The following is a 25,993-nucleotide window of genomic DNA, read 5'->3' on the forward strand; positions in this document are numbered from 1 at the left end:
AAATTTTTTCATAATCTTTTTTCTTTCATGCAAAAAGATACAAGTTACAACTTATATTTGCATATTAGGTCGTTAGAGAAGTATATATATATTTAGTAAGGAATCATACTTTTTATAAAATGAAAGATAAGATGTCGAAAACTTGCATAAATCTGAAAAATTTTTATTATTAAAATACTGATTTCCATTTTAAAAATGATAAAAAAATGACAAATAAAGTTGCAAATAGTAATACTTATAAGTATAATTAAAAAAGAGAAAAGGTTTTGTTAAACTTTATAACAAAAAAAGAAGGGATGATTCAAAATGGAGAAGTTAACAGACAGGAGACAGGTTAAGGCAGTAAGCATGGAAACCTTCATTTTCCTAATATTACTAGTAGTTGGTTTTGGGTATGTTGGTAGTATTATGGGAGCAGGAATGATGTTCAAAGTAATAATGAGTACAGCACATGCTTTACTATTGGAGACAGTTTTCTTAATTATGGCTATGGCAGTTCTTGCAGGCGCATTAAGCGCACTACTTTCAGAGTTTGGAGTAATAGCGTTAATTAATAAAATTTTCGCTGTATTTATGAAGCCTTTATATGGACTACCTGGTGCTAGTATAGCAGGAGCTATAACAACTTATTTATCAGATAATCCAGCTATTATACCTTTTGCTAAAGATAAAACATTCACACAGTATTTTAAACAATACCAAGTTCCAGCATTATGTAACTTAGGAACAGCCTTTGGTATGGGACTTATCTTAACAACATTTATGATTTCTCAAGGTACAGAATATGTACTTCCAGCATTAATTGGTAATTTAGGTGCAATTATAGGTAGTGTCATAAGTGTTAGAATAATGTTGACATTTACTAAGAAGTTTTATAAATACAATCCGGAAGAAGATAAAGCAACAGGAACATTAGAGAAAAAGGATGAATTTAGAGAAATCAGAGAAGGAAATGTATTTCAAAGAGCTTTAGATGCAATTCTTGAAGGTGGTAAAATGGGGGTAGATATGGGAATGGCTATAATTCCTGGAGTCCTAGTAGTATGTACATTGGTGATGTTATTAACTTTTGGACCATCTACAGACCCTGTTACAGGTCAAGAAGTTTATACAGGAGCTGCATATGAAGGAATAAAATTACTTCCAGTTATTGGAGATAAACTTGGATTTATATTAGAACCATTATTTGGATTTACATCACCAGAGGCAATAGCATTCCCTATAACTTCATTGGGAGCTGTTGGTGCAGCAATGTCTCTAGTTCCAGAGTTTATAAAGTCAGGAGCTATAACTCCTAATGATATAGCAGTATTTACAGCTATGGGTATGTGTTGGAGTGGATATTTAAGTACACATATTGGTATGATGGATGCATTAAATGCTAGACAGTTGGCAGGTAAAGCTATTCTTTCTCATACAATAGGTGGTTTATGTGCAGGAGCAGCTGCTCACTTTATATTTACACTCGTAGGATAAATGTAATCAGCTAAGATAAAAAATAATATACAAAAAAATGGTTGTTGATATGTAATAAGAATTTACATATCAACAACCATTTTTTTCTGACTAAAGATAATTTATAATACATAAACATTAAGTGGATATTAGAGTTAAGTTATATTTATGTAAAAAGTAACAAAAATCTGTAGAAATTTATGACAAAATTTAGTACACTAACTATATGTTCTTATTTAAAATTTAAGGTTAGAATTAGGAATTACCTAGTAGAGTAAGCTTTGATTAATAAAAGAATCATAAAATAAAAATATTAGTCATAAAGATTATAAATAACTTACTTAAAATAAAGCCATAGAACTTACAAAAATTAAAAAAGCATATAAATATGGAGGGGTACAATGGATGAATTATTTCATATAGGAATTGATGTAGGTTCTACAACGGTGAAGGTTGTGGTACTTAATAATAGTAATAATATAGTTCATAAAGAATATAGAAGACATTATTCTGATGTAAAAAAATCAGTTAAAGAAGTACTAAATGGTATATATGAAAAATTGGGAGATATAAATACTACCATTATAATAACTGGTTCAGGTGGAATTGGAATATCAAAAAAATTAGGTGTAAAATTTGTTCAGGAAGTTATATCTAGTACAAAATCAATAGAGTATTTTCATCCTGAGACTGATGTTGTCATAGAACTTGGGGGTGAAGATGCAAAGATAACATATCTAAGTGGAGGAATAGACCAAAGAATGAATGGAATATGTGCAGGTGGCACTGGAGCATTCATAGACCAGATGGCATCACTTTTAAAGACAGATGCCAGTGGATTAAATGAACTTGCTAAAGGGTATAATGTTATATATCCCATAGCTTCAAGATGTGGTGTTTTTGCTAAAACAGATATTCAACCTCTTATAAATGATGGAGCCAATCAGACTGATATAGCAATGAGTATTTTCAATGCAGTTGTCGTACAAACTGTGAGTGTCCTTTCTTGTGGAAGAAAAATAGAAGGAAATGTTGCGTTTTTGGGTGGTCCATTGTACTTTTTATCTGAACTTAGAGAAGCATTTAAAAGAGTATTGGATTTAAAAGATGAAAACATAATCTTCCCAGAAAATGCACAACTTTATATTGCTATTGGCGCAGGATTATTATCAGTAGATGAAGATAATATACAACTAAAATCTCTAATAGAAAAATTGGATAGCATAAAGAATATTGAAGATGGAGAAGTAAATTTATTAGAACCTTTATTTAAAGATAAAAATGAGTATGAAGAATTTTCAAGAAGACATGAAAAAGAAAAAATAAATTATGTGGACATAAATTCAATAAAAAGTAATTGTTATTTAGGAATTGATGCAGGCTCAACTACAACTAAAGCAGCACTTATTGATGAGGATGGAAGACTTGTATATTCTTATTATAATAGCAATGAAGGAAATCCATTAAAAACAACCATTAAAGTTATAAATGAAGTATATGATATATTACCAAAAAATATTAAAATATTGAGTTCAACTGTAACTGGATATGGAGAAGGTCTTATTAAAAAAGCTCTTAAAATCGATAACGGAGAGATAGAGACTATAGCACATTACAAAGCTGCTAAATTTTTCAATAAAGATGTAGATTTTATACTTGATATTGGTGGTCAAGATATGAAGTGCCTAAAAATAAAAGATGGAGTAATTGATAATATAATATTAAATGAGGCTTGTTCATCAGGTTGTGGCTCATTTTTAGAGACATTTGCAAGTTCTTTATCTATGACAATAGAAGAATTTGCACACGAAGGTATTTATTCTCAAAATCCTGTAGATTTAGGTTCAAGATGTACTGTATTTATGAATTCTAGAGTAAAACAAGCTCAAAAAGAAGGTGCAAGTGTTGGAGATATATCAGCAGGGCTATCTTATTCAGTAATAAAAAATGCTTTATTTAAAGTAATAAAGATTAGAGATTTAAATGAGATTGGTAATAATATTGTTGTACAAGGTGGAACCTTTTATAATGATTTGGTGCTTAGAAGCTTTGAAAAACTAATTGGAAAAAATGTAATTAGACCTAATATTTCAGGAATTATGGGAGCTTTTGGTTCAGCACTTATAGCTAAAGAAAAATATGAAAGTGGATACAAAACATCCTTGTTATCTAAGGAAGAGTTGAATAATATCAAGCTAGAAGCAAGTGTAACTAGATGTAAAGGTTGTTCAAATCATTGTCTTCTTACAATAAATAAATTTTCTGATAATGAAATTTTTATTTCAGGTAATAGATGTGAGAAGGGTGAAGCTATTTATGGTGATAAAAAAATAGGATTAGAAAAGAAAAAACCAATAAATTTATTTAAGTACAAATACAATAGAATTTTTAGATATAAACCATTGGAAAAAGAAGAAGCAAAAAATGGGGAAATAGGGATACCAAGAGTATTAAATATGTATGAAGATTATCCATTTTGGTTTACTTTTTTCAATGCTATGGGCTTTAGAGTTGTACTTTCAGATAGGTCATCAAAACAGTTATATGAAACTGGTATAACTAGTATTGCATCTGAAACAGTTTGTTATCCAGGAAAATTAGTTCATGGACATATAGAAAATTTAATTGCAAAAGGTATAAAAAATATATTTTATCCAAGTGTAACAAATGAAAATAAAGAGGATTCAAATGCAGATAATTATTATAATTGTCCTGTTGTAATATCATATTCTGAAGTAATAAAAAACAATGTAGAAAATATAAGAAATAAGAACATAAATTATATAAATCCATTTATAAGTCTAAATGATAAGGAAAAATTGAAGAAAAGACTATATGATGAATTATCAAGACATTTTTCTGATATAAAAATAACTAAAGAAGAAGTTAATCATGCAGTTGATAAAGCTACTGAGGAACAGAATTTATTTAAAATGGAGATACAAGCAGCAGGTGAAAGAGCACTTAAAGAAATAAAAGAAAGAAATATGAAGGGGATTGTGTTATGTGGAAGACCATATCATATAGACCCAGAAATAAATCATGGAATGCCAGAGCTTATAAATTCATTAGATATGGCAGTGCTTACTGAAGACTCTATATGTCATTTAGCCAATGTACAAAGACCACTTAGAGTTGTAGACCAATGGGTATATCATTCAAGATTGTATAAAGCAGCTAGTTTTGTGAGAGATAAAAACTATTTGGAACTTGTTCAACTTAATTCATTTGGCTGTGGATTAGATGCAGTAACTACAGACCAGGTTCAAGAAATACTTAATGAAAAATCGAAGATATATACTATTATAAAGATTGACGAAGGCAACAATTTAGGAGCAGCTAAGATAAGGATGAGGTCCTTAAAAGCAGCTATGTTTGAGAGAGAAAGCAAAAATATAGATGTAAAAAATATAAAGGTAAACAGGATACAGTATGCTAAAAATAATCAGATAACGAACAAACATACTATATTAGCACCACAAATGTCTCCAATACATTTCCAATTCCTTGAAAAAGCTGTTAACTTAAGTGGTTATAATATAGAAATTCTAAAAGATACTGATAGTAGTGTAATTGAAGAAGGGTTAAGATATGTAAATAATGATGCATGTTATCCAGCTATAATAGTTGTAGGTCAGCTAATAACAGCATTAAAATCTGGCAAATATGATTTAAATAACACTTCTGTTACTATAACTCAGACTGGTGGAGGTTGTAGAGCTACAAATTATATTGGATTCTTAAGAAAGGCTATATATGATGCTGGATTTAAAGATGTTCCTGTCATTGCACTTAGTGTAAATGGAATAGAAGATAGTGGTATAATGGATAATATATCACTAAAATTAATCAATAGACTCTTTATGTCTGTTGTTTATGGTGATTTGCTGATGAAAGTACTATATAGAGTAAGACCATATGAAAAAGTTACTGGAAGTGCAAATGCTCTATATGAAAAATGGGTTGATATATGCAAATCTTCTCTTGTTAAAGCAAAAATTTCTGTATTTACTAGAAATATAAAAGATATAGTAAAAGAATTTGATAATTTAGAGATACTAGATATCAAAAAACCAAAAGTAGGTTTGGTTGGAGAAATATTGGTGAAATTCCATCCAATTGCAAATAATAATTTAGTAGATATATTAGAGCGAGAAGGTGCTGAAGCAGTCGTGCCAGACCTTACAAATTTCTTCTTAAGTTGTGCCTTTAATACTATATACAAACACACTCATTTAGAAGGAAGTAGAAAGAGTAGAATGATAGGAGAGGCATTTATATACATAACTGGAATATATCAAAGAGTATATAAAAAAGCACTTGATAAGAGTGAGAGATTTTATGCTCCAGCCAATATAAAAAATGTTGCTAAAAGTACAGAACCAGTAGTGTCATTAGGTAATCAAACTGGAGAAGGTTGGCTTTTAACAGGTGAAATGGTTGAATTATTAAATGAAGGTGTAGAAAACATTATTTGTATGCAACCTTTTGGATGTTTACCTAATCACATAATTGGTAAGGGTTCTATAAAAGAATTAAAGAGGTTGTATAAAAATGCAAATATAATACCTATTGATTATGACCCTTCTGCAAGTGAGGTAAATCAACTTAACAGGATAAAACTTATGCTTTCTAAGGCTTTTAAAAATATATAAGATTTATATTTTGATATGTTAAAAGTTAATGAATTTAAAAATATACTCTATATTAAGTATCTATAAAAAAGAGTTATCCTATTTTTTAGGGTAACTCTTTATTAGTTAAAAAATTATATGTATACTGATATTAAAGGGGGGAAGTAATATGAGTTTAGTATATGATGTTTATAAATCAAAATTAGGAAATTTGTACATATTAAGTGAAGATGGTTTTATAGTTAGTATATACATAGGAGATGAAAAATTTAATAATTTAAAAAATGAATGTATTAAAAAAGGAATTGATATAAAGAGAAGTAAGGAAGATTTAAAGGAAGCAATAAGCCAGATAGATGATTACTTTAATGGAAAAAGAAAAGTCTTTAATTTAAATATTCGTATTGAAGGGACTGAATTTCAAAAATCAGTTTATAGGGAAATGTTAAAAATACCTTATGGAGAAACATTGTGTTATTCAGATATAGCAAGAAATATAAACAATCCAAAATCAGTAAGAGCAATAGGACAAGCAAGTAAAAGTAATAAAATTCCAATAATAATACCTTGTCATAGAGTAGTTGGCAAAAAAGATATTGGTGGATATATGGGGAATCATTCTGATTTGAAAGAGATACTATTAAATTTAGAAAGACAGAGTTAACTTAGAAAGAAATGTTTTTATTGTTAATATTTGATATAATAATAGTAAAAAGAAGTATTTTTTACAAAAATAATAAGGAATTTATTTTAATTTACAAAAATGAGGGGGGATTTTAATGTGTGATAAAGTTATAGCATCAAAATATCATGAGAAGGGATTTAATTGTGCAGAATCAGTTATAAAAGCATATAATGAGGAATTTAATACAGATATACCAGTTTGTTTAGGAAGTGGACTGGGTTCAGGGTGTGGGGTTGCTAGTTTATGTGGTGCAGTAAATGCATCAAATATAATAATTGGATATGTAAAAGGCAGAAACCACGAAGATGAAAGTACTAAAGCTAAAGTATATGCTAAAGATTTAACTACAACAGTAAGAAAAGAGTATGGTTCAGAGTTATGTATAGACCTAAAAAAAGATTTAGTTGCTTGTAGAGAAATAATGGATTTCGCATATGATAGTCTAAAGGAAACTTTAAAAAAAGAATTATAAGAAAATAAGCTATCAAATATAAATTATTTGATAGCTTATTTTTATAGCCGATACTAAATAAATCAAATATATTTTAGAATTATTATTTGTAAATAAACAGCAAATAATTTTAGGCTTTTTATTTAATATAGTTTTTATTTATATTTATTTTTGAATATGTTATACTTTGTTTAAATAAATATTTGTAATGAGGGAGATGAGAAGATTGAAGAATCTCAATTTACTTATTAATAAATTATATTCAAAAAATCATAATGAAGCATATAAAACTTTTTTATTCTTAGAAAATGAAAGTTTAAAATCAAATATTACATATTGTTTTTTTGACTCATTCCTAGAAATGATTGATAACGAAAACTCATATATTCGAACAAGGGGATTGTTATTAATCTCTGCAAATGCTCAGTGGGATATTGATAATAAAATTGAAATAAATATAGATAGTATACTAAGTCATATCGTAGATAAAAAACCTTCTGTATCAAGAATGTTTATTAAATCCATACCTAATATTACAAAGTATAAAGAAAATCTTATTAATCGCATAAAAATGGAATTAAGTAATGCAGATATAAGTATTTATAATAATAATATGAAACCATTAGTAGAAAAGGATATAAACGATACATTATCTAATATTAGTTAAATATTAATATAGAAATTGAATATTATCTAGTTACAATTATTTATAACTAAGATAATAAAACAACAATGGTGCTAATTTATATGTATAAATTAATTATGAAAAATTTATATAAGTAAAATATATTAACATAAAGGTAAAATTTTGTATACTAAAAGGGAATATTTACAGTTTAATGGCAGTTTTAAAATAATAAATTAAAGCTGTCATTTTTATTTAAAAATTTTTAGAAAAAGTACAATAGTGTTAATGTGTGAATTAGATAAGGTGTATATAATAGTTTAGATGATATGATATAAAATATGTTGTAAATTAAATGTTTTCTTTGACAATATATACACAAGGATGATAATATCTATATGAATAAAAGATAGTGTGTAATTTGATAATATGTAATTATAACATTATGATATAATTACAATAAAGTATGTAATAATCTGTAGAAATTTCAAGCTAGTTATCTAAGTCGGATAACTAAATCTAAACGGAATACATAATGTATTAAATAAATGATGATACTAAAATGATACTATTTTTATAGAAATTTATTGAGGTATATAATTAATGAAAATAATATATTAAATTATATAATATATTGAGTTTTACATAAAAGCAAAGGTGGGAATAAAAATGAAAGAAATTGCTGATGCTATAACATCAGAGTATTTAAGCTATGGTATCAATGAAGATATTAGTATCTATGAAGGTAGATTTTGCATATATTTAGATAAAAAATATAGATGTAATGGGAAAATTTATTATAAAATGACACCTCCAATATCTATAAGTTTTAAAGCAGACATAGGTTGTGTTGAAGAGATAGACAATGAAGATGACAATTTAGCTTTAGATTATGATAATGCTATTCTTGAAGTTCATGGATATAAAATTATTTCTATAACAATAAATACTTTAAGTGAATTTAGTGTAGAAGGTTATATCAATGATGACTGCATAAAATCTAAGAACTCCTATGTTGAATATGTAGATTTTAATATAATAAACTTAGATAAAATACCTGGAAAACTCATTAAATACAATGATAAGGTATACGCAGGTAGAATTGAATTTGATATAAATGATTATGTTGTAACTATAGACAAGCGATATGATTATAGAAAAGAATTAAAATCAGAATTAAAGTCTAAATCTGGAGCAATAATAACTCATATAGGTAGGATTAGAAGAAAAGATGGTAGAATTTTTAGAACAAATAATACAATAAATCTTTTAGATAGGATATCAACAGCTTTGAGTTTTATGTGTGGAAGATATGTAGGGTTTTGTTTGGCCAAAGGGTATAGAAGTGGTAATGAAGTTTATAGAATATGGAATGAAAATCAAATATCTCCTTTTAGATATGTACCAACATGGTCAGATACACTTTCAAATTATCATAATATGGAAAAATATATAAGCCTTATGTGTAAAAAGCTAGAAGATTTTTATTATGGTTCTGCTATAAAGAGTGTTGTTGATTGGTACATAGAATCTCTTGGAAGTGCTACCATGGAAAACAATATAATATCTGTACAAATTGCACTTGAAACTTTGTCATATGTAATTCTAGTGGAACAAAATAAGATACTTACAGATGAAGTATTTGACTGTAATTTGGCATCTAAAAATATAAGACTCTTACTTGATACATGTAAGATACCATATGGTAAACATGAATTAAATATATTTGATAATATAATAAAAAATAAATTTGATGATGGAGTGGATTTAGTTATTTATTTAAGAAATAGCATAGTTCATCCAAGTAGAAAGACTCATAGAGCTGTGTTAGAGGTTGAAGATATTTGGAATATAATTTCAATAGGAACGAGATATATTGAACTTGTTTTACTCTTTATTTTAGGTTATAGAGGAGAATATTCAAACAGATTAGTAGAAAGATGTTATGGTGAAGTGGAAGTTGTACCTTGGAACTAGATTTTTATATTTATTTTAAAATATATATTGACATATATTGCCTTATGCTATAAAATCAATATCATAATAATAATTCAGAATAACATTAAATGCTAAGAAAAGAAATAGTAAAAGTAGTTAATCTTAAACAGAGAGTTTCCGATTGGTGAGAGGAGCAATAGATTTTACTTTGAACACATCTTTGAGCAGGACTCTGAAAGAGTAGAAATACTTTATTAGGAGATTTCCGGAATCCTTGCACCCGTTATAGTGCTAGAGTATAATAATTTTATTGTACTTAAAGAGGTTAGTGTCGTGAGGCATTAATGAACAGAGGTGGAACCACGAGAGTTAACTCCCGTCCTCTAGCAGAAGCTAGAGGCGGGAGTTTTTTAATATAATTTTTTAAGCGCGCAGAGAATTATATTGCAATAGATACACTTTTTAAAAAATAATCAAAATATTTTAAAAATTAAAAGACGAGGGAGAATATTATGAAAAATATATTAAAAAAAGTAGGAATATTTACAATTATGTTAGGTTTATTAGGTGGAGTTGTAGGTTGTTCAAAACCAAATAATGAAAAAGATAAGGATGCTTCAAAGGAATCTAAAAAAGAAGTAGTTGTAGGGTTTGATAATACGTTTGTACCAATGGGATTTTTAGATGAAAAGGGAGATACAGTAGGATTTGACGTAGACTTAGCTAAAGAAACATTTAAAAGACTTGGAATGGAAGTTAAGTTTCAGCCTATAGATTGGTCAATGAAGGAAACTGAATTAAATGATTCAAAAACTGTAGATGTATTATGGAATGGATATTCTATAACAGACGAAAGAAAGAAAATAGTATCATATACAGAACCATATTTACAAAATAAACAGATAATAGTTACTCTAAGTGACTCAAAAATAAATTCAAAAGCTGATTTAAAAGATAAAGAAGTTGGAACACAACAAGGTTCAACAGCACTTGATGCAGTGGAAAAGGATAAAGATTTTATGAATAGTTTAAAAGGTGGAGCACCAGTTCTTTATGATACTTATGATAAAGCACTTAGAGATTTAGAGATAGGTAGAACTAGTGCAGTTGTTGGTGATGAAGTTTTAATTAGATACTATATGGGACAAAAGGGTGAAGACAAATACAAGGTATTAAAAGACGATTTTGGATTAGAAGATTATGTTGTAGCAACTTCTAAAGAAAATCCAGAACTTTGTGAGAAAATAAATGAAACATTAAAAGAAATGAAAAAAGATGGAACTTTTGACAAAATTTATGATAAGTGGTTTAAATAGAAGATAAGTTAGCAGTTAAGAAGGGGGCACTAAAGGCATGTTACAAGGTTTAGAGATAGTTATAGCAATGTTTTGTATAACATTGATAGTATCAATTCCATTGGGGATTGGAGTTGCATTTTTAAGATTATCAAAGAATAAATTAGTAAGTGGTATTACACAATGTTATATATTGATAATGAGAGGTACACCTTTACTTTTGCAAATGATAGTCATATTTTACGGATTACCTCTTTTAGGAATTGTATTTGACAGATTTACAGCTGGAGTAGTAGCTTTCTTCTTAAATTATGCAGCATATTTTGCAGAAATATTTAGAGGTGGAATACAGTCAATCGATAGAGGACAATATGAAGCTTCAAAAGTACTAGGATTTGATAAGTTTACTATGTATAAGAGAGTAATCTTTCCACAAGTTTTTAAAAGAATACTAGCACCTATTTCAAATGAAGTAATCACATTAGTAAAAGATACATCTTTAGTATATATATTAGGATTAAATGATATTTTAAGAATATCTCAAATAGCAATGAACAGGGAAGCAAGTCTGTTACCATTATTTGAGGCAGGAGCGATATATCTTATATTTGTAGCTATACTTACTAAGGGATTTGAATTACTTGAAAAAAAATATTCTTATTATAGATAAAGTTACAATATTATAGGAGGAGGTTTTTTATATGTTGAAAATCAAAAACTTAAATAAATCATTTAAAAAAAATAGAGTACTTAAAGATATTTCTTTTGAGTTAGAAGAAGGTCAGATTGGAGTTTTACTTGGTAAGTCTGGTGCAGGAAAGACCACAATATTAAGGTGTATAAATGGTCTTGAAGAATTTGATAGTGGAGAGATTATAATAGATAATGAGGTAATAAAAAATAAGAGAGATATGGCAAAAATACGAGGAAAAATAGGTATGGTTTTTCAAAATTTCAACTTATTTCCTCATATGACAGTCCTTGAAAATATAATTGAATCCCCAGTTAATGTTTTTAAAGTTCCTAGAAAAGAGGCTGAAGAGAGGGCTAGAGAACTTTTAAGATTAGTTGATTTAGAAGATAAATTAAATTCTTATCCATTTGAATTGTCAGGAGGACAGCAACAGAGAGTTGCTATAGCTAGGTCATGTGCATTGATGCCAAAAGTCCTTTGTTTTGATGAACCTACTTCTGCACTTGATATTGATACTATTCAAAGAGTAGTCAATATAATGAACAGACTTAAAGACAAAGGTATGACAATATTAATAATTACACATGATGTTGTCTTCTCAAATAATGTTGCAGATAAAATTATAAGTATAAAAGATGGTATAGTAGAAAATGTTCAAATAAAAGAAAAAATTGTTTAGAGTTTTATAAATATAAACTAGGGTAGAATTTTATAATATAAATAAAGGGCAAGTAAAATCAAATATACTATGCCCTTTTGTTATCTCAAAATTTAATCTTATATTTTATGTTTAAGTTACATTATAATTTATAATAAAAATAAAAGGACTATTTAAATATATAATGTGAATAAATGTTTAATAATTTGAAATATGATAATTTTTTATGTTGAAAGCTTATAATGATTATGATATAAATTGGTTATAGTATACAATTTATGGGTATAACAGTAAAAAATTAGAAAGGAATTTTTATAAAATGATTAAATTATATGGATATACAAAATGCTCTACTGTTAAAAAAGCTAAAAATTGGCTTAAGGAAAATAATTTAGAATTTGAAGATATAGATATGGTTCAAAATCCTCCTAGTAAAGAGGAGTTAAAATCAATTTATAAGACTAGTGGATATGATATAAAGAAATTTTTTAATACAAGTGGTATGAAATATAGAGAATTGGGTCTTAAAGATATTGTAAAAACTGAATCTGATGATAAACTTTTAGAAATATTGGTAAGTGATGGTATGCTTATTAAAAGACCATTACTTTTGGATGGTAAAAATGTATTATTGGGCTTTAAAGAAGATGTATGGAAAAGTACTTTGCTAAAAGAAGATTAGAAAGAGATAGGTGTGTTGATTAAAATTATTAATTAATACACCTATAAATTTATGTATTAAATCTAATTTTTATAAATATTAATTAGCAAATTCAAATCAAAAAAATTCATATCAGCAAACATATTACTTCTTATTACAAATTATATCATATGTTTTATTAAAAATCACAAAGTAATTTTTGACTATCTTTTCAAAAGTTCTTATATGCCGGTATAGCCTATTGTTACAGGCTTTTCCGGCATTTTTCGTTATGGAAGATATTCTCAAATCTTCTTATATCCCCGTATGTTTTGGTGTTCAAAAGTAGTATGTGGAGTAGTAAATTCTCCGTTTACTACTTATACAATCAGCCGCTTCATTTCGGTTATCGACGTTTCGGAAGTCGTATGCGCGTAATAGTTCAACGTCATATTGATGTTGGAATGTCCCATGATGTACTGCAATGCCTTTGGGTTCATTCCTGCATTTGCTAACGTGGTGCAGAATGTGTGGCGTAAGGTGTGCGGTGTCATTATCTTTGGCAATGCTACCTTTTGCGTTTTGTTGTATTTCCTTACAAGCCCCCGGAACATACTTTCATAGTTGACTGCCACTTTTGGCAAGCCGTTCCGGTTAAGGAACAGAAATTTTGTGTAGCCCTCTAAAATAACAGGCTGTGCATATTTCCGTTTGTTCAGCACCCGTTGAAATGCTTCCAACACTTTTTCACTCATAGGAATAACCCGGTTGCCGCTTTTTGTCTTAGGCGTTTCCACATAGTAGCCCACGTCTGCAATCTTCAAAAGTTGGTGGTCTACATTGATAAGCTGTTTGTCTAAGTCAATGTCAGCTTCCGTCAGTCCGCAGAGTTCCGAAATACGAAGCCCTGTCCCTAACAGTATGATAATCTCGTCGTAGTATTTCTGATAGACTTTATCATGCTGCACAAAGGACAGAAAAGCCGCTTCCTGCGTAGGGGATAGAGGTTCCTTTGGTTCCGTATCATCTTCAAGGACTGTGTTCAACTGGAAGTCAAATGGATTTTTACGAATACAATCGTCCTGTATGGCTGTGTAAAAGGCAGCTTTTAAGGAACGCTTGTGGTTGTTGATAGTCTTGAAGCCGTAACCTTTTTCTTTCATGCGTAACGCCCATTCCTTTGCGTCGGAGAGCTTCACATTTTCAATCCGGCAGGCTCCAAGTTTATCCTCCTGCAAAATCCGCATGAGCTGTTTTCGCCCCTGCTTTGTACCATGCCGCACATTTGCCCGGTGGCGTATCTGCTTTGCGTAGAGTTGGCAGACAGTCATTTTCTTTCCGATATGGTCGATACCGTCGTCAAGGTCTTTTTGGATTTCTTTCTCTTTTTCCCTCAACGCTATATCGTCGCGCTTTCCTGCCGGGGTTTTGTCCGTAGGCACTAACTTCCAAGAATAAACAAACTGCGGTTTCCCAAAGGTATCTATATATTTGTAGGCATATCTCCCGTCTTTTCTCTGGCTCTCTCCGGTGCGGAGAATACGATTTTTATTATCCCGTCTTTTTTCCGACATCGTTATGCTCCTTTCCATAATGGAAAGAGCCTTGATATGCTTGACTATATTGTACCACATTCAAGGCTCGATTTCACTATCAGATTGCGTCCACCGTATCAATCATTTTTTCAAATTGCTTACGCTTAATCTGAATACGGTTTCCGTTCATCATTACCCAGTCCGGGACGGGATTTTCTTCTGCCAGTTTCCGCAGCTTGCTTTCTCCGATACGGAAATATTTTGCTGCTTCTTCTATGGTAAGAGTGTACTTTTCCCAAATCGGCACGTCGTTATTGTTCAATTTGTCGTCCCCCTTTCTTAATGGGTCAAAAATCAATCTGTAACATAGGCTTTAATCGGACGGCTATTAGCGTAACCTCATGGGACTTGCACCCCTCCGGCGGTCTGCCGAAGCCCTACCCATTGCCTGCGACGCTTCTAACGCTCGGACTATGGCTATAAGGAAGTATCATTATGTATTCTGTGCGTTATCGCCCGCAGGCTGCTATCTCTGCTTTACGGTGTGGTATTTCTCGCTCGCTTTTCTATTAAGAGAAAGGTCATGGCGTATCCACCGCATGGCTCGGCACAAAAGGAACGTATCCGATTTGCCTTATGCTGCGTCGCCGTTCTATTGCGCCGCTTTCTTTGTCAAAGAGCAGGGGGCTGTCTTGCGGTATGGAACGGAAAAGGGGAAAGAAGCGTTCCAATATCGCATAGGTTATTCAGCCCGAAAAGTGAGGATAGCCCTCATCAGTCTTGCTTGCAGCCGTTCCCGAATATCCTCGTCAACGCCATAATAGACATTGCCGCGCTCGTCGTAGAGCTTCCGCATGGAAAGACTTGCTATGTAGCCGCTGAAATGCTGCAAGACCATTTTCATAGCGTCCGGGTCGCCTTTGCTCGCCGCCAAAATAACGGGATAGGGAACAAGGGCATTTTCCGGGTAGTCGTTTTGATTACCATTCGTTCCATTCATCAGCGTGTTCCTCCAAATATTTCTTTAACAGTTCAAAAGAGCTTGTCCGTCTGTACTGTATCGTGCTGCGCGACGTATTGAACATCTTTCCGATTTCCACGTCAGTCATGCCCTCGAAATAGTACAGAAGTATAGCAGTTCTCTTTTCTTCCGGCAGGGTGCGTATTGCTTCAAGCAATAACTTCGGGGTTATTTCTTTTCCTGCCATTTGATAAGTCGGCTCGGCTGTTTCAGCTTGAAAATATTTATCCGTAGTGTAAAGCTGCCGTTCCTCATGCAAGGCAAGGTCACAAAAAGAAACTTCCCGTTTCCTGCGTCGCCGGATTTCATCATGGGCGTTACAGGCTTCGTTGTGTAGCACCCGTTTACAGAAACTTTGAAAGACACATTGCTTCTGAAATTCTCTGCGATTAGGTTCCATGTAATCACCTCCTTTCTGCCGAAAGGCGGTAGTACCTCCCCTTTTCGCGTGATAATACAGACGACTTTTTCAAACGCCGGACGAAAGCAAAAATTTCTTTGAAAAATCTTCTGTAAAATGCAAAATGCGCCCATCTGCAAGGCGCAGACCGACGCATAGGAAATAACAGCAGTATTTAATTGATTTGATAGTTCATCTGTATAGTCGGACTTGTCCGGTGGGGGAGCTATACTTTTTTTAATGAATGTAACCTATGTATGCTGTATAACAGCAAAGAAATCCCCATAGCGGCAGCCCTCCTAAATGCCGCTAATTTATGTTAGCAGTAGACAAAAAGAAGCGGCGGCTCTAAAAATTAAAGCCACCGCTTCAAATGCGCGTGAAAATATGTCTGCGCTACGACGGCTTTTTTTCTTTTGCTGCCGTAGCGTAGAATTAGGAAGTGTGCATAAAAGACACTATTTTTTCAGTAGTGAGGAATCCAAATTACCAAAACTTGTTACTCCACAACGAATAAAACCTACCATATCAATCTAATTGAATCAGAGTTCTATTCTTGCTTTTGATGGTTTATCTTCATAATAGATAACTTTAATCGTTGTTCCCTTGTCAGGAACTTTGTGTCCTGCACCAATCCATTTTTTGCAGGTGTAATCTTTGCCGCTTATCGTATATTCAACCTTGATAATATGCGGAAAGGCTGCGCCATTCATAGCGTGGGCGCGGACAGGTTTACGATTCACTTTTAACCACCATTGTTTTGTAACGGAAATTACAGTTCCCATTGTTTCTTTTTCCATAATCCATACCTCCAATGATAATTTAAGATGAACAATTTTCTATTTAGATAATTCCATATTAAAGCAAACTACCCTTTAATCCCTCTTTGAAAACCAATACGGCTCTTTCAGTTCCCCAAAATGACATTGTGACAAGACGATAGCTTTCCTTTTCCATTTCCTCTATTTTGGCATTGATTTTCACTGTCGCATTTTCAACAGTAATTTCTTCTACTAATTCTGTCCGATACATCATATCTTTATCTCCATAATTATTAAATAGATGATACATATTTTCGGTTCAATCTTTTTGGTATTTACCAACCTTTTTTTCTAACTGCTTTTTTCTTCTTACCAACAGTCAATGTGCCGGGTTCTTTCTTTTTATTTGCAAGAATAATCATAGAAATCAAGAAAGTCAAAACTATTGTAATGAAAGCGGGGAAAATGTGATAAGTATAACCATATTCCGCACCACAAGTAGGGTCTACTAAAATCATGCTTGCTTTAATCGGATAATAATTTAACAGTGTTCCTTCAAAAGTTCCAAAATATCCATACACAAAAGCTAGTGCAACTCCACCCAAAAAATTATTTGCCGAACAACAGAATATCAGAATAATCGGCAAGACTGAAATATAAATTCCTATATTCGCCCCAGTAACACGAATAAACATATTGAGTAGATTGCCAAAATGAACTCCCGGAAATCCGACAATAATATTGATTACTAATGCTATCACACAACCTATAAGACTAAAGCTGATTGTCAACAGCAATAGAATAAGTAATTTTCCAGAAAGTAACTGTTTATATGGAATAGGAATTGTTAATATATTCTTCATAGTATCGTCTGTATATTCCCTTGTTATGATATAACCTGCAATCAGCGCAATAATAATCGGGAAAAATAAGGTACAGTTACTAATCATAACCTGTTGCATAAAATAGTCAAATGTCCATGTCTGTCCACCGTTGGCTGTGGAATAAAACAGTGACAGCAACGGAGAAAGTGTTGTCATAATAATTCCGGCTTTTATTACAGAATATCGTTTTAATTTTAAAAATTCAGTTTTTATTATATTTCTCATATCTTTTACCTCGTCCATTTTTTATAAAAGCGAATTATCAGCCACAAAGAAAGTATAACTGTAATTGCCATAATAAAAATTGTATGGCAAGTGGTTGGTACAATCGCATAGGCTTCCGGCAAAAGATTATCTTTTTGCAAATTATCCATCATTAAGCCGCTTGTCCAGTTCATAACACATATAACCGGAAAAGAATTTAAGAAAGCAATTTTGGCAGCACTTATAGATGTCCCAATCGTTCCCAGTATGCCCCAGTTAAAAATGGAATAAAAAAATGCAAGCAGGATAGAAAGTAAAAAACTTTTGTTAAAGTAAATAATTAAAAATACAATCGGTAAAGAAGCTGCTACGATAAGAACTCCAAAAATAAGGCTCATAAATATCTTATAAGTCATACCGTAAACCATTCCTACATGAAACAATTTACAAAAAAACGCAACAGACAATGTGCTTATCAGACAAAATGCAACGCTGAAAATAAAGAGCATAGAAATTTTTGCCATAATGAGTTGTGTATTTGTAACTGGAATTGTTCTAAGGTTTTTGGAAGTATCACAATCTCTTTCTATAAAAAACAAAATAGCGGCAATGATACCAATTAGACATGGAAGCAAAAAAACTAAACCATATCCCAACATCATTGTATAGACATAATCAAATCGGGTTTGAAGATAGTGTTCCGTTGTATCTGCACCAGTTCCCGCCTTTGCCATATATGCCAAAATCAACGGAAAAAATAACGACAATGACATCAGTGCATACAACAGTCTTTTTCGCTTTAATTTCCAAAATTCGCACTTAATCAGTTTAAGCAATTCCTTCGCCTCCTGTCACACGCTTGAAGTAATCTTCAAGACTTTCTTCACAAGTATGGGCTTCTGATACCTCCAATCCATTTTCTACAAAAGCAGTCACGATTTTTCCTACGGACAAATCAAGATTATGCAAGCGTAAATTGTGGTCGTCCTGTATAGAGAAATGACTCTCATGGAAAGTACGCTCTAAAATTCTTGCTGCCTGTGCGGTATCAGAAAGAGTAAATCGGATATGTTTGCTGCTTTTTTGTTCCAGTTCCGCAAGACTTTCTTCTTCCAATAGTGCGCCATGGTCGATAATTCCAATATCATCTGCTAGCAGAGAAATCTCCGAAAGGATATGACTGGAAATTAAAATTGTTTTTCCCTTTGTATCGCAAAGCTCGCGAATAAAAGAACGTACTTCTGCAATTCCAATCGGGTCAAGCCCATTGATAGGTTCATCTAAAATCAGAAGTTCAGGGTCGTGCATAACTGCAAGTGCAATCGCAAGCCGTTGTTTCATACCAAGAGAATACTGGGAAAACAGTTTTTTGTCTTTATAAGGCAATCCTACCAAATCCAATGTGTTTTTAATTGAATGACGGTTGGGTATGCCCCGTAAGGTAGCAAAAATTTGTAAGTTTTCCGTAGCAGTCAAATTAGGGTAAAAACCGGGCGACTCAATCAGACTACCGATACGGGGCAACAATTTCTTTTCATTCCCCTGCAAAGACTTTCCCCATATTTTAACTTCGCCGGAAGTTGGCTTTGTCAATCCAAGTAGCATTTTCATAGTAGTCGTTTTTCCGGCTCCGTTTCTTCCAAGCAGTCCGTAAATTCTCCCTTTCTGCACATGAATATTTAAGTCAGCGACACTCTTTTGTGAGCCGTACTGCTTTGTAAGATTTTTTGTTTCAATGATATAATTTTTGTCCATATTCAAACCTCCTGTTCTGTAAACTATTCTATCATACCAACCTTGCATTAACCTTGCCGCAACCTTGCATTAACCTTGCAATTTGAAATATTGTCCCAAAAATAATTAAGGCTCCCGTCAAAAGGACGGGAGAACCTTAATTTGCTAAGGGAAAAAGCAAAGTAAATTCCGTTCCTGTTCCCTGTATGCTATTTGCTGTTATTGTGCCGTTCATTTTTTCTACAAGTTGGTGTGCGATAGAAAGCCCAAGACCGCTGCCTTTTTCAGACCGTCCCTTATCGCATTTATAGAGCCGTTCAAAAATATGCTTCAAATCTTCTTTTTCAATCCCTATTCCATTATCTGCTAATCGGATTTGCATATTTTTTTCCTGCTTTGACAGGATTATTTCTATTTTATCCGCATGACTGTGAGAAATTACATTTTGAATAAGATTGTTCAATATCCGCATATAGCCGTCCGTATCAAGTTTTACCCTGAAAGGCTGTTCGGGAATATCAATATTGTAATCTATCTGCTTATCTTCAAATATGGGTATCCAGTCAATCAAGATATTTCGTGTCAGCTCCGCAGCTTCAACAATATTTATATCCATAGCAAACTCATTAGAATTTAATTTGAACCAGTCAAAAAGAACATCAATATATTCTTTCAAATCGTGAGCTTTGCGGCGGGCTGTTTCGATATAGTCGTCCCTGTCTTTTCCTGTAACAATTCCTTTATGGGCAGCGTCAAGATACCCAATAAGCGTTGTAAGCGGTGTCCGAACATCATGGGAAAGACTTGTCATAAGCTGTCGGTTTGTTTCTTCTGTCTGCCGGACAGTAGAAAGCCTGCTCTCATAAGACACAACAATCTCATTTATTTCATAGGCAAGAGGGGCTACCAGTTCATTTGTTGCAGATAAAATACGCCTGTTTCCATTTCCGTTTTTTACATCAATCAATGCGTCTGTTATCTCGGCTATCTGTTTTTTAACACGTCGAATAGCAAAGCAGGAAACAAGAATAGAGAAAAGTGCAATTATTATGGATAGAAAAATGACTGCTTCCATAGAAAATCAAACCTCCTTGTTAAAACGATAACCGATACCTTTAATCGTTTGAATATATTTTGGACTTCCGGGATTTACCTCTAATTTCTTGCGAAGTCGGCTGATAATCGCCATAATGTTGCTGTCATCATAGAAATATTCCTCTCTCCACACTTCTTCATAAATCTGTTGCTTTGTCAGAATTTTCCCTTGATTTTTCGCGCAGTATAAGAGTAAGTCAAATTCTTTTGGAGGCAATTCAAAAGTTCCATTTTCCGTAGTAACAGAACGATTTTCAATATCAATTTTCAACCCGTCAAATTCAAGTTGCTGTGATATTCCGTCCTGTTGATTGAAACGGGTATAACGGCGTATAAGGGAAACGATACGGGCTATCAGTTCGTCCATGTCAAAAGGTTTTGTCAAATAATCATCAGCTCCTGCCCTTAAACCGCGTACTTTAGAAGCACTGTCATTTTTTGATGTAAACATCAAAATCGGCAGGCTGCTTTCTTTTCTAATTTCTTCCAATGTTTCAAATCCGTCCATACCAGGCATCATAACGTCCAGTATCACAAGTTGATATTCTCTCTCTTTTAATTTTTGTAATCCCTCTTTTCCCATATTACAAAAATCAGCTTCTATATCTTCTGATAGCACGCTGCGTTTAATCAGCGCACAAAGTTCCTTATCATCATCTATAATCAAAACTTTATTCATGGTATAGCTCCTTTCCTTGTTTGGTTCTACCGTCAATCGGTTTTTCCGCGTCTTTTGGTATCAACCACATATACCCAAGTTTTGAAACACCCTGTATGCGTTTCTCCCTGCAAAGTATCTGTACCCGCCTTTCAGAAATTCCCCACTTCTTTGCTGCTTCGGGGCAAGACATATATTCCATAACAACACCCGTCCTTTCTGAAAATCTTATCATAATAATTATAGTCGGACACACGAACAATAGCAAGTATATAAATATGAATTATTATGGCTATTTAGTGGAACTGTATAGACATATCCAAAGAGAAAGGGGAACAGTAAAATGTAACTGGGTGAATAAATATGGCAAAAAGACCGGTAGAAAAATATGACTTCAAGGCATTTGGAGAAGCTATAAAAGCTGCGCGGACGGGGCGCAAAGAAAGCCGCAAACAGGTAAGTGATGAAATGTATATTTCTCCTCGCTATCTTGCAAATATCGAAAACAAAGGACAGCACCCCAGTCTGCAAATCTTTTTTGAGCTTATGCTTCGTTACAATATATCCGTAGACCAGTTTCTTTTAGATACGCCCACCCAAAAAGATACAAAGCGGCGGCAGCTCGACGCTCTCCTTGATGATATGAGCGATAATGGCATACGGATTGTAACGGCAACTGCAAAAGAAATTTCAGAAGTCGAAAAAGAGGACAAATAAATGTGTCCGGCAAATTGAATATGATTTAGGAAGCGTTGTAATCTTTACAGATTGCAGCGTTTTTCTTTTGCTCTTTTTTGGCATATAGAGCATTGCGTTGTAGTAACCAGTGAGGAAAAAACTTTCGTAGCAAGCATAGGAAAAGAGTACCCTTTTCCGTATTTTCGCCCTCCCGCCCTGCGGTGCGTTGGTTGAAAATTGCTTGTTGGGAAGTGTCCCAAACCCTCGGAATGGAAAGGAGCGATTGCATGAACGGACGCAAAAGAAAAGTACAAATCAAATTCTATGTAACAGAGGAAGAACGGGCGTTGATTGAGCAGAAAATGAAGCTCGTCCCTACCCAAAACATGGCGGCGTATCTTCGCAAGATTGCTATTGACGGGTACATCATTCAGACAGACCATAGCGATATAAAAGCCATGACAGCGGAGATACAGAAAATAGGGGTCAATATCAATCAGATTGCAAAGCGTGTCAATGCGACAGGCAGCGTCTACCAAGCGGACATAGAGGAAATAAAGGGGGTGCTTGCGGAGATATGGCGGTTACAAAGATTAAGCCTATTAAAAGCACGTTGAGCAAAGCCCTTGACTATATCCAAAACCCGGATAAAACAGACGGGAAAACGCTTGTGTCCTCCTTTGGGTGCAGCTATAAAACGGCAGATATTGAGTTTGAATATACTTTGTCGCAGGCTCGGCAAAAAGGGAACAACTTAGCTTTTCATCTGATACAATCTTTTGAGCCGGGAGAGGTGGACTGTGAGAAAGCCCACGCAATCGGAAAGCAGCTTGCCGACGCGGTAACAAAAGGACAGCATGAATACGTCCTAACTACCCACATAGACAAGGGGCATATCCATAACCACATCATTTTTTGTGCGGTCAACTTTGTTGACTACCATAAGTACAATTCCAATAAGCGCAGCTACTACGGCATACGGAACATGAGCGATAAGCTGTGCCGGGAAAATGGGTTGTCCGTTGTCGTTCCGGGCAAAGGCAGTAAGGGAAAAAGCTATGTGGAGTATCAAGCGGAAAAGACGGGAACAAGTTGGAAAGGCAAGCTGAAAATTGCCGTTGATACGCTTATCCCCCAAGTAGCAAGTTTTGAAGAATTGTTGCAGCGGTTACAAGCGGCGGGCTATGAGATAAAGCCGGGAAAATATATCTCCTGCCGCGCTCCCGGACAGGAACGGTTTACCCGCTTAAAAACTCTCGGTGCAGATTATACAGAGGAAGCAATCAAAGAACGGATTGCAGGCAAGCGCACAAAGGCGGCGAAAGCTCCCAAAGAGCAGCGCGGCGTATCGCTGCTTATTGACATTGAAAACAGTATCAAGGCACAAGAGAGCCGGGGCTATGAACAGTGGGCGAAAATCCATAATCTGAAACTGGCAGCAAAGACTATGAATTTCTTGACGGAACATCAGATTGAGCAGTACGCGGATTTAGTCAGCCGGATTGAGGAAATAAGTGCGGAAAATGAAAAGACAGCAGACACATTAAAGAGCGTGGAGAAGCGTCTTGCAGATATGGCGGTGCTGATGAAGCACGTCACCACCTATCAAAAGACAAAACCAGTCTATGAAGCATACCGCAGGGCAAAGGATAAGGACGCATACCGGGCAAAACAGGAAAGCGGTCTGATACTCCATGAAGCGGCAGTAAAGACCCTAAAAGCGGTGGGCGTTACCAAGCTCCCCAATCTCGCCGCCATGCAGGAAGAATACGGGAAGCTCCAAGCGCAGAAAGAAGCCCTTTACGCTGATTATGGTAGGCTGAAAAAACAGGTCAAAGAATACGACGTTATCAAACAGAACATAGACAGCATTTTGCGGCAGGACAAAGAGCCGGAACGGGAAAAAGGTAAAGAACGTGAGTAGCTTTGTTCATACTTATGTGATATAATAATTCATATCAAAGAAGTTTCGTAGTACGACAAATTGGATGTTGTAGAGGTGGTTAAGAATATGAAAAGATATATCGCCTTATTGCGAGGTATCAATATAAGCGGAAAAAACAAAGTGCCAATGGCAGAATTAAAGCAAGGTTTTGAAAAACTTAATTATGCAGAGGTCAAGACCTATTTAAACAGCGGTAATGTGATTTTTTCAAGTGATGAAGCCGACACAATCAAGCTTACAAGCCAGATTGAAGAAATGATTAAAAATCAGTTTAGTTTAGATATTCCTGTCTTTGTCATATCAAAAGAAGAACTTGAGGACATTTTACATCATGCGCCCGACTGGTGGGGAGATGAAAGTAAGGAGATTTATGACAATCTAATCTTTATCATGCCACCCGCTACATTCAAAGATGTATATAACGAAATCGGAGAGCCTAAAGAGGGATTAGAAAAGATAGAGGAATACAAAGAAACGGTATTTTGGTCTTTCAGCCGTAAAGATTACCAAAAAACAAACTGGTGGTCTAAAACAGCAAGTGCAAATATTAGCTCAAACCTAACGATAAGAACAGCGAATACGGTTAGAAAAATAGTTAGTATGTAATAGCTTTTTAAATTTCAGTTTGTCAAATAAAAGGAAGTGTCAGAGAATGGAACAGGAAATGCCGGACTATGAAACGATACACGCCGCCGTTACGGGCGAAAAATGGGCGTTGGAAAAAGTGCTTGATTGTTACGGCGACGAAATCAACCACCTTGCAATGGTAAAAAAGCGTCAGCCGGACGGAACGACAAAAGAAGAAATCGACGAAGATTTACGGCAAACACTCATACTGAAACTGTTAGAAGCTATCCCACAATTCCCAATCGAAAAGGAGTGATACTATGACACGCGGGGAAATTTGGAAAGACTTTTTCAAGAGAACTGTTTTGCCCGCCGTTATCGCATTGTTTTTATTCTTCATGTTCAAGAACGTCTTTACAGAGGACGGGCAGACCAATTACTTTTATGTATGGCTGTGCTGCGGTATTCCCTTTGGTATTCGCCGTATGTTCGTATGGCTTGTACCGCATGGGTATGACATAGCCGGAACGGTGGGTATCGTCGCCCTCAACTTTATTTTGGGCGGCATTATCGGCGGGGTTATTTTGATATGGCGGCTTGTCGTGGCTACATGGTATATCCCCCTTACGATATATCGTTTACTTACCGCAGATAAGGGTGCAACCCCTCAAATCAACATGGAAAAATAGCAAAAAATAAACCGGAACGCAGACAGTCAGTAAAGACTATCCGCGCCCCGGTTTTCTTATGGGTGCAGCTATGAAATGTTACGCAGTAGAACCCCAATTTCAAGGGAAAAGGTATTCTGTATCGCCTATGCCAGTTTCGCGCCGTTCATGCCCTGTAAATCAAGGCTTTTTTCGCTCTTATTGCGTAACCGCCGCGCGTCGTTTCCTCATGCGTTCGGCTGCCTGTCTGCGGGTAATACGCTTTCGGCAGTCCGGGCAGTATTTGACGCTGTTTGATTTTGATACAAAGAATGTGCCGCACTCACTACAACGCTTTTTGTCCTCGGTCTTGAATAGCTCTGCATACAGCAGCTTATCAAGAGGAAGTACGGCAATCTGAAACCACTTGCATAAAAGTGAATAGGAAATAAGCTGCGGACAGACACATTCCTCCCCGTCGTCCAGTAAGATACAGTGTCCGCGCTCGCAGTTACAGCACTCCTTTTTCACAAGGCTGTTGACTTTCCGGCTCTGTGGCGGCGTGAGCCGCTTAACCCCGGTCATACCTCATCAGCGGCGAAAATGGCAAGCTCCGCATACTCGTTTTCTGTTAGTGGGGAGATTTTTTGTAAGGTGCGCTCTGCAAAGGGGCGCATATCCTCGTCCATGAATGGCAACGCAGCCGTCATATTTTCAATAAGCTGTACCTTGCTTCCCTCATGGTAAATACTCAACAGGTTCATTTCTTCAACGGTCAGTCTAATCATG

General features: G+C 34.1%; 30 protein-coding genes and 1 other annotated feature. Of the genes, 16 read left to right on the plus strand and 14 right to left on the minus strand.

Annotated elements, in window-relative coordinates; genetic code table 11:
- Positions 1–306 precede the first annotated feature (306 nt).
- The 10 genes from CDIF1296T_RS09365 (at position 307) to CDIF1296T_RS09410 (ending at position 13,117) form a co-directional block, all read left to right on the plus strand.
- A complete protein-coding gene (locus tag CDIF1296T_RS09365; protein ID WP_003430260.1) occupies positions 307–1,476 on the plus strand; it encodes a CD0519/CD1768 family membrane protein in 1,170 nt (389 codons plus the stop codon).
- 380 nt (positions 1,477–1,856) lie between these two features.
- The gene (locus CDIF1296T_RS09370; protein WP_009896910.1) at positions 1,857–6,110 is read left to right on the plus strand and encodes a 2-hydroxyacyl-CoA dehydratase; all 4,254 of its coding nucleotides are present in this window, start codon (positions 1,857–1,859) and stop codon (positions 6,108–6,110) included.
- A gap of 148 nt (positions 6,111–6,258) precedes the next feature.
- Positions 6,259–6,753: a methylated-DNA--[protein]-cysteine S-methyltransferase gene (locus tag CDIF1296T_RS09375; RefSeq protein ID WP_003439552.1), complete on the plus strand. Its 495-nt coding sequence runs from the start codon at positions 6,259–6,261 to the stop codon at positions 6,751–6,753.
- Between the two features lie 115 nt (positions 6,754–6,868).
- Positions 6,869–7,246, plus strand: coding sequence for a C-GCAxxG-C-C family (seleno)protein (locus CDIF1296T_RS09380; RefSeq protein WP_003430265.1), 378 nt, complete (start codon positions 6,869–6,871; stop codon positions 7,244–7,246).
- A gap of 205 nt (positions 7,247–7,451) precedes the next feature.
- Entirely contained in the window at positions 7,452–7,892 is a 441-nt protein-coding gene (locus CDIF1296T_RS09385; RefSeq protein ID WP_009893285.1) for a hypothetical protein, read from the plus strand.
- A 627-nt stretch (positions 7,893–8,519) separates the two neighbouring features.
- Positions 8,520–9,827: a hypothetical protein gene (locus tag CDIF1296T_RS09390; RefSeq protein WP_009896913.1), complete on the plus strand. Its 1,308-nt coding sequence runs from the start codon at positions 8,520–8,522 to the stop codon at positions 9,825–9,827.
- An 85-nt stretch (positions 9,828–9,912) separates the two neighbouring features.
- Positions 9,913–10,175, plus strand: a binding site (T-box leader).
- 125 nt (positions 10,176–10,300) lie between these two features.
- Entirely contained in the window at positions 10,301–11,104 is an 804-nt protein-coding gene (locus CDIF1296T_RS09395) for an amino acid ABC transporter substrate-binding protein (RefSeq protein WP_009896915.1), read from the plus strand.
- Between the two features lie 37 nt (positions 11,105–11,141).
- Positions 11,142–11,753 carry an amino acid ABC transporter permease gene (locus CDIF1296T_RS09400; RefSeq protein WP_003430270.1) on the plus strand — a complete coding sequence of 204 codons (612 nt, stop codon included), beginning with the start codon at positions 11,142–11,144 and terminating at the stop codon, positions 11,751–11,753.
- A 31-nt stretch (positions 11,754–11,784) separates the two neighbouring features.
- Positions 11,785–12,456, plus strand: coding sequence for an amino acid ABC transporter ATP-binding protein (locus CDIF1296T_RS09405; protein ID WP_003423753.1), 672 nt, complete (start codon positions 11,785–11,787; stop codon positions 12,454–12,456).
- A gap of 298 nt (positions 12,457–12,754) precedes the next feature.
- On the plus strand, positions 12,755–13,117 hold the full coding sequence (locus CDIF1296T_RS09410) for an arsenate reductase family protein (protein WP_003433620.1): 363 nt from the start codon (positions 12,755–12,757) through the stop codon (positions 13,115–13,117).
- 338 nt (positions 13,118–13,455) lie between these two features.
- Here the strand turns inward: CDIF1296T_RS09410 and CDIF1296T_RS09415 are convergent, their stop codons facing one another.
- The 12 genes from CDIF1296T_RS09415 to CDIF1296T_RS09465 form a co-directional block, all read right to left on the minus strand.
- Positions 13,456–14,649, minus strand: coding sequence for a site-specific integrase (locus CDIF1296T_RS09415; protein ID WP_018112813.1), 1,194 nt, complete (start codon positions 14,647–14,649; stop codon positions 13,456–13,458).
- A 79-nt stretch (positions 14,650–14,728) separates the two neighbouring features.
- The gene (locus CDIF1296T_RS09420) at positions 14,729–14,932 is read right to left on the minus strand and encodes an excisionase (protein ID WP_009905235.1); all 204 of its coding nucleotides are present in this window, start codon (positions 14,930–14,932) and stop codon (positions 14,729–14,731) included.
- Between the two features lie 420 nt (positions 14,933–15,352).
- Complete coding sequence (locus CDIF1296T_RS09425) at positions 15,353–15,610, minus strand: helix-turn-helix domain-containing protein (protein WP_009905237.1); 258 nt, start codon at positions 15,608–15,610, stop codon at positions 15,353–15,355.
- Positions 15,591–16,031 (minus strand): RNA polymerase sigma factor, encoded by a 441-nt coding sequence (locus CDIF1296T_RS09430; RefSeq protein WP_018112814.1) that lies wholly within the window; start codon positions 16,029–16,031, stop codon positions 15,591–15,593. Before CDIF1296T_RS09430 ends, CDIF1296T_RS09425 begins: the two co-directional genes overlap by 20 nt.
- Before the next feature lie 542 nt (positions 16,032–16,573).
- On the minus strand, positions 16,574–16,831 hold the full coding sequence (locus CDIF1296T_RS09435) for a DUF3592 domain-containing protein (protein WP_018112815.1): 258 nt from the start codon (positions 16,829–16,831) through the stop codon (positions 16,574–16,576).
- Between the two features lie 58 nt (positions 16,832–16,889).
- Positions 16,890–17,066, minus strand: coding sequence for a hypothetical protein (locus CDIF1296T_RS19530; protein WP_018112816.1), 177 nt, complete (start codon positions 17,064–17,066; stop codon positions 16,890–16,892).
- Positions 17,067–17,127: 61 nt separating this feature from the next.
- Positions 17,128–17,901 carry an ABC transporter permease gene (locus CDIF1296T_RS09440; protein WP_009905241.1) on the minus strand — a complete coding sequence of 258 codons (774 nt, stop codon included), beginning with the start codon at positions 17,899–17,901 and terminating at the stop codon, positions 17,128–17,130.
- 5 nt (positions 17,902–17,906) lie between these two features.
- Complete coding sequence (locus CDIF1296T_RS09445; protein WP_018112817.1) at positions 17,907–18,716, minus strand: ABC transporter permease; 810 nt, start codon at positions 18,714–18,716, stop codon at positions 17,907–17,909.
- Positions 18,709–19,635: an ABC transporter ATP-binding protein gene (locus tag CDIF1296T_RS09450; RefSeq protein ID WP_016728878.1), complete on the minus strand. Its 927-nt coding sequence runs from the start codon at positions 19,633–19,635 to the stop codon at positions 18,709–18,711. Before CDIF1296T_RS09450 ends, CDIF1296T_RS09445 begins: the two co-directional genes overlap by 8 nt.
- Before the next feature lie 136 nt (positions 19,636–19,771).
- On the minus strand, positions 19,772–20,689 hold the full coding sequence (locus CDIF1296T_RS09455) for a sensor histidine kinase (RefSeq protein WP_011861096.1): 918 nt from the start codon (positions 20,687–20,689) through the stop codon (positions 19,772–19,774).
- A gap of 6 nt (positions 20,690–20,695) precedes the next feature.
- Positions 20,696–21,388, minus strand: coding sequence for a response regulator transcription factor (locus CDIF1296T_RS09460; protein ID WP_016728879.1), 693 nt, complete (start codon positions 21,386–21,388; stop codon positions 20,696–20,698).
- A complete protein-coding gene (locus tag CDIF1296T_RS09465) occupies positions 21,381–21,569 on the minus strand; it encodes a MerR family transcriptional regulator (protein WP_009905249.1) in 189 nt (62 codons plus the stop codon). Before CDIF1296T_RS09465 ends, CDIF1296T_RS09460 begins: the two co-directional genes overlap by 8 nt.
- 161 nt (positions 21,570–21,730) lie before the next feature.
- On the opposite strand from CDIF1296T_RS09465, the gene CDIF1296T_RS09470 reads away from it, so the two are divergent.
- The 6 genes from CDIF1296T_RS09470 to CDIF1296T_RS09495 all read left to right on the plus strand — a co-directional run bounded on the left by CDIF1296T_RS09470 (position 21,731) and on the right by CDIF1296T_RS09495 (position 25,246).
- The gene (locus CDIF1296T_RS09470) at positions 21,731–22,084 is read left to right on the plus strand and encodes a helix-turn-helix domain-containing protein (RefSeq protein WP_016728880.1); all 354 of its coding nucleotides are present in this window, start codon (positions 21,731–21,733) and stop codon (positions 22,082–22,084) included.
- A 248-nt stretch (positions 22,085–22,332) separates the two neighbouring features.
- Complete coding sequence (locus CDIF1296T_RS09475) at positions 22,333–22,662, plus strand: plasmid mobilization protein (protein WP_018112818.1); 330 nt, start codon at positions 22,333–22,335, stop codon at positions 22,660–22,662.
- The gene (locus CDIF1296T_RS09480) at positions 22,623–23,969 is read left to right on the plus strand and encodes a relaxase/mobilization nuclease domain-containing protein (RefSeq protein ID WP_018112819.1); all 1,347 of its coding nucleotides are present in this window, start codon (positions 22,623–22,625) and stop codon (positions 23,967–23,969) included. Before CDIF1296T_RS09475 ends, CDIF1296T_RS09480 begins: the two co-directional genes overlap by 40 nt.
- An 87-nt stretch (positions 23,970–24,056) precedes the next feature.
- The gene (locus tag CDIF1296T_RS09485; RefSeq protein ID WP_018112820.1) at positions 24,057–24,596 is read left to right on the plus strand and encodes a DUF1697 domain-containing protein; all 540 of its coding nucleotides are present in this window, start codon (positions 24,057–24,059) and stop codon (positions 24,594–24,596) included.
- 46 nt (positions 24,597–24,642) lie between these two features.
- A complete protein-coding gene (locus tag CDIF1296T_RS09490; protein ID WP_018112821.1) occupies positions 24,643–24,873 on the plus strand; it encodes a helix-turn-helix domain-containing protein in 231 nt (76 codons plus the stop codon).
- A gap of 4 nt (positions 24,874–24,877) precedes the next feature.
- Positions 24,878–25,246 (plus strand): DUF6050 family protein, encoded by a 369-nt coding sequence (locus CDIF1296T_RS09495; RefSeq protein ID WP_016728512.1) that lies wholly within the window; start codon positions 24,878–24,880, stop codon positions 25,244–25,246.
- 177 nt (positions 25,247–25,423) lie between these two features.
- On the opposite strand, the gene CDIF1296T_RS09500 is transcribed toward CDIF1296T_RS09495, so the two are convergent.
- Positions 25,424–25,789 (minus strand): cysteine-rich VLP domain-containing protein, encoded by a 366-nt coding sequence (locus tag CDIF1296T_RS09500; protein ID WP_021419780.1) that lies wholly within the window; start codon positions 25,787–25,789, stop codon positions 25,424–25,426.
- Positions 25,786–25,992 carry a transposon-transfer assisting family protein gene (locus CDIF1296T_RS09505; protein WP_018112822.1) on the minus strand — a complete coding sequence of 69 codons (207 nt, stop codon included), beginning with the start codon at positions 25,990–25,992 and terminating at the stop codon, positions 25,786–25,788. The genes CDIF1296T_RS09500 and CDIF1296T_RS09505 overlap by 4 nt, the downstream gene beginning before the upstream one ends.
- Between the last annotated feature and the right edge of the window lies 1 nt (position 25,993).

Source organism: Clostridioides difficile ATCC 9689 = DSM 1296, from assembly GCF_001077535.1.
Classification (GTDB): Bacteria; Bacillota; Clostridia; order Peptostreptococcales; family Peptostreptococcaceae; genus Clostridioides; species Clostridioides difficile.

Excerpts from the sequence above, each read along its gene's own strand:
- CDIF1296T_RS09365 (WP_003430260.1), top strand. The coding sequence starts at position 307 with ATGGAGAAGTTAACAGACAGGAGACAGGTTAAGGCAGTAAGCATGGAA.
- CDIF1296T_RS19530 (WP_018112816.1), bottom strand. The coding sequence starts at position 17,066 with ATGATGTATCGGACAGAATTAGTAGAAGAAATTACTGTTGAAAATGCG.
- CDIF1296T_RS09440 (WP_009905241.1), bottom strand. The coding sequence starts at position 17,901 with ATGAGAAATATAATAAAAACTGAATTTTTAAAATTAAAACGATATTCT.
- CDIF1296T_RS09415 (WP_018112813.1), bottom strand. The coding sequence starts at position 14,649 with ATGTCGGAAAAAAGACGGGATAATAAAAATCGTATTCTCCGCACCGGA.
- CDIF1296T_RS09485 (WP_018112820.1), top strand. The coding sequence starts at position 24,057 with ATGAAAAGATATATCGCCTTATTGCGAGGTATCAATATAAGCGGAAAA.
- CDIF1296T_RS09380 (WP_003430265.1), top strand. The coding sequence starts at position 6,869 with ATGTGTGATAAAGTTATAGCATCAAAATATCATGAGAAGGGATTTAAT.
- CDIF1296T_RS09430 (WP_018112814.1), bottom strand. The coding sequence starts at position 16,031 with ATGGAACCTAATCGCAGAGAATTTCAGAAGCAATGTGTCTTTCAAAGT.
- CDIF1296T_RS09395 (WP_009896915.1), top strand. The coding sequence starts at position 10,301 with ATGAAAAATATATTAAAAAAAGTAGGAATATTTACAATTATGTTAGGT.
- CDIF1296T_RS09495 (WP_016728512.1), top strand. The coding sequence starts at position 24,878 with ATGACACGCGGGGAAATTTGGAAAGACTTTTTCAAGAGAACTGTTTTG.
- CDIF1296T_RS09505 (WP_018112822.1), bottom strand. The coding sequence starts at position 25,992 with ATGATTAGACTGACCGTTGAAGAAATGAACCTGTTGAGTATTTACCAT.
- CDIF1296T_RS09375 (WP_003439552.1), top strand. The coding sequence starts at position 6,259 with ATGAGTTTAGTATATGATGTTTATAAATCAAAATTAGGAAATTTGTAC.
- CDIF1296T_RS09370 (WP_009896910.1), top strand. The coding sequence starts at position 1,857 with ATGGATGAATTATTTCATATAGGAATTGATGTAGGTTCTACAACGGTG.
- CDIF1296T_RS09390 (WP_009896913.1), top strand. The coding sequence starts at position 8,520 with ATGAAAGAAATTGCTGATGCTATAACATCAGAGTATTTAAGCTATGGT.
- CDIF1296T_RS09490 (WP_018112821.1), top strand. The coding sequence starts at position 24,643 with ATGGAACAGGAAATGCCGGACTATGAAACGATACACGCCGCCGTTACG.
- CDIF1296T_RS09500 (WP_021419780.1), bottom strand. The coding sequence starts at position 25,789 with ATGACCGGGGTTAAGCGGCTCACGCCGCCACAGAGCCGGAAAGTCAAC.
- CDIF1296T_RS09460 (WP_016728879.1), bottom strand. The coding sequence starts at position 21,388 with ATGAATAAAGTTTTGATTATAGATGATGATAAGGAACTTTGTGCGCTG.
- CDIF1296T_RS09480 (WP_018112819.1), top strand. The coding sequence starts at position 22,623 with ATGGCGGTTACAAAGATTAAGCCTATTAAAAGCACGTTGAGCAAAGCC.
- CDIF1296T_RS09410 (WP_003433620.1), top strand. The coding sequence starts at position 12,755 with ATGATTAAATTATATGGATATACAAAATGCTCTACTGTTAAAAAAGCT.
- CDIF1296T_RS09475 (WP_018112818.1), top strand. The coding sequence starts at position 22,333 with ATGAACGGACGCAAAAGAAAAGTACAAATCAAATTCTATGTAACAGAG.
- CDIF1296T_RS09470 (WP_016728880.1), top strand. The coding sequence starts at position 21,731 with ATGGCAAAAAGACCGGTAGAAAAATATGACTTCAAGGCATTTGGAGAA.
- CDIF1296T_RS09465 (WP_009905249.1), bottom strand. The coding sequence starts at position 21,569 with ATGGAATATATGTCTTGCCCCGAAGCAGCAAAGAAGTGGGGAATTTCT.
- CDIF1296T_RS09425 (WP_009905237.1), bottom strand. The coding sequence starts at position 15,610 with ATGAATGGAACGAATGGTAATCAAAACGACTACCCGGAAAATGCCCTT.
- CDIF1296T_RS09455 (WP_011861096.1), bottom strand. The coding sequence starts at position 20,689 with ATGGAAGCAGTCATTTTTCTATCCATAATAATTGCACTTTTCTCTATT.
- CDIF1296T_RS09405 (WP_003423753.1), top strand. The coding sequence starts at position 11,785 with ATGTTGAAAATCAAAAACTTAAATAAATCATTTAAAAAAAATAGAGTA.
- CDIF1296T_RS09435 (WP_018112815.1), bottom strand. The coding sequence starts at position 16,831 with ATGGAAAAAGAAACAATGGGAACTGTAATTTCCGTTACAAAACAATGG.
- CDIF1296T_RS09400 (WP_003430270.1), top strand. The coding sequence starts at position 11,142 with ATGTTACAAGGTTTAGAGATAGTTATAGCAATGTTTTGTATAACATTG.
- CDIF1296T_RS09450 (WP_016728878.1), bottom strand. The coding sequence starts at position 19,635 with ATGGACAAAAATTATATCATTGAAACAAAAAATCTTACAAAGCAGTAC.